Annotated in this window: 7 protein-coding genes; 4 read left to right on the forward strand and 3 right to left on the reverse strand. The window is 68.9% G+C overall.

Annotated features, from left to right (window positions below):
- The coding region (locus tag AC5RUJ_RS07945) for an aldehyde dehydrogenase family protein (protein ID WP_494155739.1) at positions 1-1316 on the forward strand (1316 nt) is incomplete at its 5' end.
- Positions 1316-2956, forward strand: a complete 1641-nt coding sequence (locus AC5RUJ_RS07950) for a GMC family oxidoreductase (RefSeq protein WP_494127820.1) — start codon at positions 1316-1318, stop codon at positions 2954-2956. The genes AC5RUJ_RS07945 and AC5RUJ_RS07950, both read left to right, overlap by 1 nt.
- Positions 2957-3056: 100 nt before the next feature.
- Here AC5RUJ_RS07950 and AC5RUJ_RS07955 read toward each other — a convergent pair whose 3' ends face one another.
- Both AC5RUJ_RS07955 and AC5RUJ_RS07960 read right to left on the reverse strand, forming a co-directional pair.
- A complete protein-coding gene (locus AC5RUJ_RS07955) occupies positions 3057-3464 on the reverse strand; it encodes a VOC family protein (RefSeq protein ID WP_494127819.1) in 408 nt (135 codons plus the stop codon).
- A 114-nt stretch (positions 3465-3578) separates the two neighbouring features.
- A complete protein-coding gene (locus AC5RUJ_RS07960) occupies positions 3579-4463 on the reverse strand; it encodes a DNA-formamidopyrimidine glycosylase family protein (protein ID WP_494127818.1) in 885 nt (294 codons plus the stop codon).
- A 174-nt stretch (positions 4464-4637) separates the two neighbouring features.
- Between AC5RUJ_RS07960 and AC5RUJ_RS07965 the strand changes: the two genes are divergently transcribed.
- Positions 4638-5834 carry an MFS transporter gene (locus AC5RUJ_RS07965; RefSeq protein WP_494127817.1) on the forward strand — a complete coding sequence of 399 codons (1197 nt, stop codon included), beginning with the start codon at positions 4638-4640 and terminating at the stop codon, positions 5832-5834.
- Between the two features lie 29 nt (positions 5835-5863).
- On the opposite strand, the gene AC5RUJ_RS07970 is transcribed toward AC5RUJ_RS07965, so the two are convergent.
- A complete protein-coding gene (locus tag AC5RUJ_RS07970) occupies positions 5864-6157 on the reverse strand; it encodes an antibiotic biosynthesis monooxygenase family protein (RefSeq protein WP_494013174.1) in 294 nt (97 codons plus the stop codon).
- A gap of 248 nt (positions 6158-6405) precedes the next feature.
- On the opposite strand from AC5RUJ_RS07970, the gene AC5RUJ_RS07975 reads away from it, so the two are divergent.
- The coding region (locus tag AC5RUJ_RS07975) for a thiamine pyrophosphate-binding protein (RefSeq protein WP_494155740.1) at positions 6406-7377 on the forward strand (972 nt) is incomplete at its 3' end.

Genomic DNA, 7377 nt, shown 5'->3' on the forward strand with positions numbered 1-7377 from the left:
GGGCGGCCGTGCCGGCGCCCGAGCGTGGCGACTTCCTGCTCAAGGTCGCCGCAGGCCTGCGGGAGCGCCGCGAGGAGTTCGCCCGCGCCGAGTCGCTGGACACCGGCAAGCGGATCGTCGAAAGCCGCATGGACATGGACGACATCGCCGCCTCCTTCGAGTACTTCGGCAAGATCGCCTCGCAGCAAGCCGGCCGCGTGGTCGACGCCGGGGACCCCGCCGTCGTCAGCCGGATTGTCCACGAGCCGGTGGGCGTCTGCGGCATGATCACGCCCTGGAACTACCCGCTGCTGCAGGCCGCCTGGAAGATCGCGCCCGCGCTGGCCGCCGGCTGCACCTTCGTGCTCAAGCCCGCCGAGCTCACCCCGTCCACGGCCATCCTGGCCATGGAACTGCTCAAGGACCTGGGCCTGCCCGACGGCGTCGCGAACCTGGTAACCGGCCCCGGCGCGGAGGCGGGCGCACCGCTCTCCGAACACCCCGACGTCGACCTTGTCTCCTTCACCGGCGGCCTGGTGACCGGCAAGGTGGTCGCGGCGGCCGCCGCCGGCACCGTGAAGAAGGTGGCGCTGGAACTCGGCGGCAAGAACCCGAACGTGGTGTTCGCCGACGCCGACTTCGACGCCGCCGTGGACAACGCCCTGAACGCGGCCTTCGTCCACTCCGGGCAGGTCTGCTCCGCGGGCGCGCGCCTGCTGGTCGAAGAGTCGATCGCGGAGCGCTTCGTCGACGAGCTCGTCCGCCGCGCCGAGGGCATCCGCCTGGGCGGCCCGTTCGACGAGGCCGCGGAAACCGGGCCGCTGATTTCGGCGGCACACCGGGAGAAGGTGGACGCCTACGTGAAGCGCGGCGTGGAAGAGGGCGCGCGGCTGCGCTGCGGCGGCGCCGCCCCCGAGGGCCCCGAGTACGACGACGGGTTCTACTACCTGCCCACCGTCCTGGACCGCGTGGAGCGGGGGATGTCCGTGGTCGTGGACGAAGCCTTCGGCCCGGTGGTGACCGTGGAGACGTTCCGCGACGAGGATGAGGCAGTGGCCACCGCCAACGACACGATCTACGGCCTGGCCGGAGCCGTCTGGACCCAGGACGCAGGCAAGGCCCAGCGCGTTGCCGGCCGGCTGCGTCACGGCACTATCTGGATCAACGACTTCCACCCCTACCTCCCGCAGGCCGAGTGGGGCGGCTTCGGCCAGTCCGGCGTCGGCCGCGAGCTCGGCCCCACCGGTTTGGCCGAGTACCAGGAAGCCAAGCACATCTACCAGAACACCAGCCCGCAGGTGACCGGCTGGTTCGCTGACCACGGCAAGGAGAACTGATGCACATCGACAACGTCGAGAACCTCGTCGACCGGGAATTCGACTACATCGTCGTCGGCGGTGGATCCGCCGGCGCCGCCGTCGCCGCACGCCTGAGCGAACACCCTGCGGTGTCCGTGGCGCTGGTCGAGGCCGGCCCGGACGACCGGGGCGTGCCCGAGGTCCTGCAGCTGGACCGGTGGATGGAGCTGCTCGAGTCCGGCTACGACTGGGACTACCCGATCGAGCCGCAGGAGAACGGCAACTCCTTCATGCGCCACTCGCGCGCGAAGGTCATGGGCGGCTGCTCGAGCCACAACTCCTGCATCGCCTTCTGGGCCCCGCGCGAGGACCTGGACGAGTGGGAGTCCAAGCACGGCGTCACCGGCTGGAACGCCGAGGCGGCCTGGCCGCTGTACAAGCGGCTGGAGACCAACGAGGACGCCGGCCCGGACGCCCCGCACCACGGCGACTCCGGCCCCGTGCACGTCATGAACGTCCCGCCGGCCGACCCGACCGGCGTCGCGCTGCTGGATGCCTGCGAACAGGCCGGCATCCCGCGGGCCACCTTCAACGACGGCACCACCGTGGTCAACGGCGCCAACTTCTTCCAGATCAACCGCCGGGCCGACGGCACCCGCTCCTCCAGTTCGGTGTCCTACATCCACCCGATCATCGAGCGGGAGAACTTCACCCTGCTGACCGGCCTGCGCGCCCGCCGGCTGGTGATCGACGCGGACAAGCGCTGCACCGGCGTCGAGATCGTGGACAATGCCTTCGGCCGCACACACACGCTGTCCGCGCGGCGCGAGGTAGTGCTGTCCACCGGCGCCATCGATTCGCCGAAGCTGCTGATGCTCTCCGGCATCGGGCCGGCCGCACACCTCGCGGAGCACGGCATCGAGGTCCTGGTCGACTCCCCCGGCGTCGGCGAACACCTGCAGGACCATCCCGAGGGAGTGGTCCAGTTCGAGGCGAAGCAGCCGATGGTCACCGAATCCACCCAGTGGTGGGAGATCGGCATCTTCACGCCCACCGAGGAGGGGCTGGACCGCCCCGACCTGATGATGCACTACGGTTCGGTGCCGTTCGACATGAACACCCTGCGGCACGGCTACCCCACTACGGAGAACGGCTTCAGCCTCACCCCGAACGTCACGCACGCCCGCTCCCGCGGCACCGTCCGGCTGCGCAGCCGCGACTTCCGCGACAAGCCGATGGTCGACCCCCGGTACTTCACCGACCCCGAGGGCCACGACATGCGCGTGATGGTCGCCGGCATCCGCAAGGCCCGCGAGATCGCCGCGCAGCCGGCCATGGCCCCGTGGGCCGGCCGCGAGCTCTCGCCGGGCATCGATGCGCAGACGGACGAGGAGCTGCAGGACTACATCCGCAAGACGCACAACACCGTCTACCACCCGGTCGGCACCGTCCGCATGGGCCCGGTGGACGACGTCATGTCGCCGCTGGACCCCGAGCTGCGGGTCAAGGGCGTCACCGGCCTGCGCGTGGCTGACGCCTCGGTCATGCCCGAGCACGTGACGGTCAACCCCAACCTGACCGTGATGATGATCGGCGAACGCTGCGCCGACCTCATCCGCGGCAGCTTGGCCGCGGAAACAACGACGGCGGCGGCCGGCGCCGGCGCGGCGCACGCCTGATCGCTACCGCCTTCCCCCTGAGGAAATAGGCGGCGCCGGTGGTCGCCCAGACGACAGCGGGTGGCGGAAGCAAACACTGCTTCCGCCACCCTCTGCTCTTCTACCCGCTATGAGGCGAGAGGAACTCGAGCCGATTTCCGTTGTTGTCCCACAGGTAGAACCGGCGCATTCCCGGGAAGTTGTCATCCCACTCGGGAGCATGCCCATGAGCTTCTATTCGCCGGGTCAGTGCATCGATATCCCGAACGAGGATTCCGGGATGAGCCTTCCGCTGAGAACGGAAATTCTCCTCGACTCCCAGATGAATCTCTAAGTTATCGGCGCGCACCCACAGCCCACCACGCGCAGCCAATACCGGCGGCTTTTGAACCTCCGTGAGCCCAAGGACTTCGACGTAAAACTTACGGCAATCATCCTCACCACCCGGCGGAAGTGCGAGCTGAACGTGGTGCAATCCGAAACCAAAGTCAGTGGCTCGAGGTTTTGCCTCGTATGGTTCAGTGACCATGCACCCTCTTTCCCGCAGTACGCGTCGAACCTTTGAACTTACCGCGGTCGGAGGAACCGTCCATCAGGAACACACCAGAATATCTACGGCATGCACCACCGGACGGCGGGGGGTTTACTTGAGAAACTTGGACATCCGCCGGTCCGCCAACAGCTTCCCGCCGGTCTGGCAGCTGGGACAGTACTGCAGCGAGGAATCCGCGAACGACACCTCCCGGACCGTGTCCCCGCACACCGGGCAGGGCTCGCCGGTGCGAGCGTGCACGCGCATGGCCTTGCGCTTGGAATCCTTCAGCTCACTGGCCGGACGGCCGGAGGCGTGAGCGATGGCCGACTCGAGCACCTGGTGCATCGCCCAAAACAGGCGCTCCACGTCCTCTGCATCCAGCTTCGAGGCGTTGGCGAACGGGGAGAGCTTCGCCGCGTGCAGGATCTCGTCGCTGTAGGCGTTCCCGATGCCCGCGATCGCCGACTGGTCCCGCAGCAGGCCCTTAATCTGTCCCGAGTGGGAGGCGAGCATCCGCGCGAACGCCGCTAGGTCGACGTCGAGCGCGTCAGGTCCCAGGCGGGCGATGCCCGGAACATCCATTGGGTCCTTGACCACGTAGGCGGCCAGTGATTTCTTGGTCCCCGCTTCGGTCAGGTCGAACCCGGGCTGACCGGCGCCATCAGCCGCGACAAACCGCACGCGCAGCGCAATGGGACCCTTGCCGGGCCGCAGGGGTTCGGGCTTCAGGGCATCCGACCAGCGGAGCCACCCGGCCTTGGCCAGATGCATCACCAGGTGCGTCTGCCCGGCGGTGATGACGATGAACTTGCCGCGGCGCGAGACCGCGGACACCGGCTCGGCTCCCATCGTCTCCGGCGGCACGTCCGCCGTTTTCAGCACGGAGAAGGACAACACCTCCACCTTGGCCACCTGGGCGGGCGGGGCGTCGGGCGGGAGGAGCTTAAGCCGCAGGAAGTCGACGAGTCCCTGCACTTCCGGCATCTCGGGCATGCCCTAACGATAACGGAAGCTTGCTCCTATGACCGGGCGGGTTGCACCGGGCCGCGACGGCGTCCGGGTCGGGGCGCCCGGCTTCCTGCGCGAGCCGCGCCCAGACGGTCGGTTACCATCTGTGTAACGCTCGCTCTGGTGTAACGGGCGTTATGTGCTGGGAGGTGCCGGACCATGGGCAGAATCACGGTGGGTCGTCGAGCCGGCTCCGGCCTTGGCGTGGCGCTGGCCGGAATGCTGTTGATCGCGGCCACGTATGGCATGGCCCGGTTCGGGGTCGGCCTCTTCGCCCCGCTCTTGGCCGCACAGCGGCCGGAACTTACCGAGGTGCTGGGATGGGCTGCGGCTGCACAGTTCACCTCCTATTCGATAGCCGCCGTGGCGGCCGCCCGCTTCGTCGACCGCGCTCCTCGGGCCGGACTTCTTCTCGCCGGAGGCACTGCCGCCGTCGGCTGCTTGGGGGTGGCTGTCGCCTCAGCTCCGGGCATGTTCGTGGCGGCTGTATTCGTCGGCGGCATGGGCGGGGGCTTCGCCTCGCCCGCATTGGTGCCGGTTATCGACGCGCTCGTTGCACGCCGCACCAGTGCGACAGCACAGTCCCTGGTGAACTCGGGAACGGCGGTCGGCGTGGTGGGAGCCGGCATGGTCGCCTCAATGGCCGCTTCGATTGCCGGGGCATGGGTGCTCATGGCGCTGGTCTGCGCGGCGGCGGCGGTCGCGGCGTGGTATCCCGTCCGGGCTCGTGCTGATCCGGGTACCTCTGGCCTCCCAGCCGCTGCAGCGGCTTCGAGCCCCGAACGTCGCCATGGACCGGGGCACCTTCTCCTCGTCCCGGCCGCGGCCGCGGTCATTGCAGGAGCCGGCTCGGCCTTGATCTGGACGTTTGGACCGTTGCTGGTTACGGAAGCCGGTTCCGTTGCTGCCGCTCAGGCCGGATGGCTGTGGATCGCCTTGGGCCTGGGCGGGGTCCTCGGCGTACTCACGGGAGCCTTGGCCAGGCGCATGGGCCTGCGGGCCGCATGGTGCTTTTCTGCCAGCGTCCTGGCCGTCGCCAGCTTAGGAGTCTCAATATCGGTAGCCTCCGGCAGCACTTGGGTCGCTTATGCCGGCATGGCCGTTTTCGGTGCCGGCTACATGAGCCTGTCCGGCGTGCTCATTCTCTGGGCGCGCAGCGTTTGGCCTCAGAGTGCCGGAGCAGGGACTTCGTGGCTCTTCATCGCACTGGCCATCGGACAGGCGCTGGGGTCCGCCGGCTTTGGAGTGGCTTACGGGACCTTGCCGCCCGTTGTGCTGGCCGCCCTGGCCGCGGGCCTCCTCGTACTCGGCGGCATCACGGGACTTGTCCGGATGCGCCAGCCGCAAGTCCTGTGACCCGGAGCGCGGCTGGCCAACCACTGTTGTCAGTCGGCGAGCTCAACAACCTCGAACTCGAGCAGCTCCGACCCACTGGCCACGGGGGTCTTCGAGCCGTGATCCCGCGGCGCACGGTTGTCGCGCCAGTTCTCGAAGTCCTCACGGGTGGCCCATTGGGTGTACACGAAGTAGCGCTCTTCGCCCGCGACCGGACGCAGCAGCTGGAAGCCCTCGAACCCCGGAGCGGAGTCGACGGCGTGCTTGCGTGCGGCGAAGCGCGCCTCCAATTCTGTACCCGAGCCCTCGGGGACCTTGAGCGCGTTAATGACGACGATGGACACGATGCTGCTCCTTTCGGGTCCGAACCGCCCGGACCATCAGGAGTCCACGCTATCGCGTCCGGGACGTCGCGTTGCCGCTCGGCTGCACATGACCGCTGCTGACGGCGGGAGCAGGCTTTCCGGGAAACCGGCGACTGTTGGATTTAGTGATTCGCTGCACCTAGGCTGCGTCCAAGGGCACGACGTCGGGCCGGCGGGGCCGGTCACGGTACCGAGACCGCCGGGTTCGCGAAGTTGGAGGAGCAGAAGTGACGGGCAAGAGGAAGACGGTTCTCGAGGCGACGCTGGAGCTGTTCCGCGCCCACGGGATGACCACGATTTTCGGCAATCCCGGGTCGAACGAGCTCCCGTTCCTCGCCGGCCTTGGCGGGGACTTCGACTTCGTTCTCGGATTGCACGAGCAGGTGGTCGTGGGCATGGCCGAGGGCTACGCCCGTGCCACGGGCCGGCCCGCGCTGGTGAACCTGCATGCCGCCTCCGGATCGGGCAACGCCATGGGCGCCCTGACCAACGCCCACTACGGGCACATCCCGATGGTCATCCTCGCCGGCCAGCAGGTCCGCCGAACCGTCGGCCAGGAAGTGATGCTCGCCAGCGCCGACGCCGCTGCCCTGCCGGCCCCGCTGGTCAAGTACTCGCACGAGCCGCTGGCCGCCGCCGACGTGCCGCGCGCCCTGTCCCAGGCCGTATTCGAAACCTGCGCCCAGCCCCGCGGACCGGTCTACGTCTCGGTCCCCCTCGATGACTGGGCCGAGTCCGCGCTCGACGACGACGCCCTGCTCACCGAGCGCTCGGTCACCACCGCCGGCGGCCTCAGCGAGGACCTTGCCCGGGAACTGATCAACGCGATCGACGGCGCGAAGAACCCGGCCCTGGTCGTCGGCCCGCAGGTGGACACCGCCGCGGTCGAGGACCCGGCCGTGTTCGACGCCGTCGTGTCCCTGGCGGAGAAGGCCGACGCCTCCGTCTACGTCGCCCCCTCCCCCTCGCGGGGCCCGTTCCCGACCACCCACCCGAACTTCCAAGCGGTCCTGGTCCCGGGCATCCAGTCCGTGCGCGACCGGCTCGCCGGCCACGACGTCGTGCTGGTCCTCGGCGCCGCCGTCTTCCGGTACCACCGCTGGGAGCCGAGCAACTACCTCGAGCCCGGCACCCGCGTCATCCAGCTGACCCAGGACCCGCGCGAGGCGACCCGGGCGCCGTTCGGCCGGTCCGTCGTC

The sequence above is a fragment of the Arthrobacter sp. Y3223164 genome (assembly GCF_059091005.1).

What these genes read in the sequence shown, in the direction of transcription:
- AC5RUJ_RS07950 (WP_494127820.1), top strand. Translation starts at nt 1,316, where the DNA reads ATGCACATCGACAACGTCGAGAACCTCGTCGACCGGGAATTCGACTAC.
- AC5RUJ_RS07955 (WP_494127819.1), bottom strand. Translation starts at nt 3,464, where the DNA reads ATGGTCACTGAACCATACGAGGCAAAACCTCGAGCCACTGACTTTGGT.
- AC5RUJ_RS07960 (WP_494127818.1), bottom strand. Translation starts at nt 4,463, where the DNA reads ATGCCCGAGATGCCGGAAGTGCAGGGACTCGTCGACTTCCTGCGGCTT.
- AC5RUJ_RS07965 (WP_494127817.1), top strand. Translation starts at nt 4,638, where the DNA reads ATGGGCAGAATCACGGTGGGTCGTCGAGCCGGCTCCGGCCTTGGCGTG.